The organism is Pelagicoccus sp. SDUM812002, from assembly GCF_031127835.1.
Lineage (GTDB): Bacteria > Verrucomicrobiota > Verrucomicrobiia > Opitutales > Opitutaceae > Pelagicoccus.
This window is the reverse complement of record NZ_JARXHX010000097.1, coordinates 1-1,066: the sequence shown is the minus strand read 5'-3', so window position 1 is coordinate 1,066 and position 1,066 is coordinate 1. Positions and strand designations below refer to the sequence as shown.

The following is a 1,066-nucleotide window of genomic DNA, read 5'->3' as shown; positions in this document are numbered from 1 at the left end:
CGACGTTTCAGCCCTACACTGAAAGAAACTGCACATATCAAGTCGGTGGTCACAACTCCGAGGGCTGCGCCCTCTCCGCGTGACACCTCAGCGTTCGCTAAATATAGAAAAAGAAGAATCAAACAAACAACACGTCGTCGTACCCATTTTCTAAACCAATGACATAAGATGAAGATCCTGCAGTGGTAATTACGGATCGATCCTAGGCGAGATCGACTCACACGACGTTCCTTTTAGAAAGACTGATCCTGCATTAATTTATGACTCGAACAAATCGAAGGCGACCGAAACTACGTTCCAATTAAAAGAAAAAGCGATGTGAAGATTCCACAAGTCGAACCCCACCCTAATTCAAACGATCAACCAGCGAACCAGTCGCTTCAGACAACGAGCGCAAGCGCTCGCGTCTGAGCTCGGCGTTCTGTAAAAACTAATGACTAGACTTGGACAACGGCTACATAACCGGAGACTCAACAGTAGTCCGACGAAAACGAGCGTATCAACGAAAGGATACACCTCAGGACTATTCTTGGTTTTAGCCATTGTTTTCGGTTTAGCCAGTCTCGGAAGCGAAGGAGACGTTTTTTACCTCGTCTCGTACGCAACGGTAGCCCTTCTCTTTCTGGCGACTGCAGTAATAGTCGGAATAGAAAAAAAGGAAGCGAGTCGAGTCGGCTTTGTTTCGATCGCAGGATTCTGCATCCTGCTAATCTACAATATGATGATTTATGGAACGATCGGAATGGGCCTACTTCTGTTGTTCGCAGTCATGTTTGCAGCCAAGAAGCTCTTCGACTACGACTCCTACCTGAGGAAGAAAAGAGATCTAAACCTATGAAGAAAAATCCTACAGAACCAGGCAGTGCTCACAACGAGCGCAAGCGCTCGTCGTGAGACTTTGGCGTTAGCCACTTATGAAGAAAATTACTTTGAGAGAGTTTTAGATCCGAAGGAGACAACATCCTCGAACCGTGAACTAGACTTCTTGACCTAGAGAATCCAAGCTTAGCCGATACCCAAGTTACCCTAGCCCTAAGATGACCAACCCAGTCCTATGCCAGTTTAA

At 46.3% G+C, this 1,066-nt stretch carries 1 protein-coding gene; it reads left to right on the top strand.

Going from position 1 to position 1,066, the window contains the following annotated elements; all coding sequences use genetic code 11:
- The first annotated feature begins 433 nt into the window (after positions 1-433).
- Positions 434-838 carry a hypothetical protein gene (locus QEH53_RS23840; RefSeq protein ID WP_309025742.1) on the top strand — a complete coding sequence of 135 codons (405 nt, stop codon included), beginning with the start codon at positions 434-436 and terminating at the stop codon, positions 836-838.
- The last annotated feature ends 228 nt before the right edge of the window (positions 839-1,066 follow it).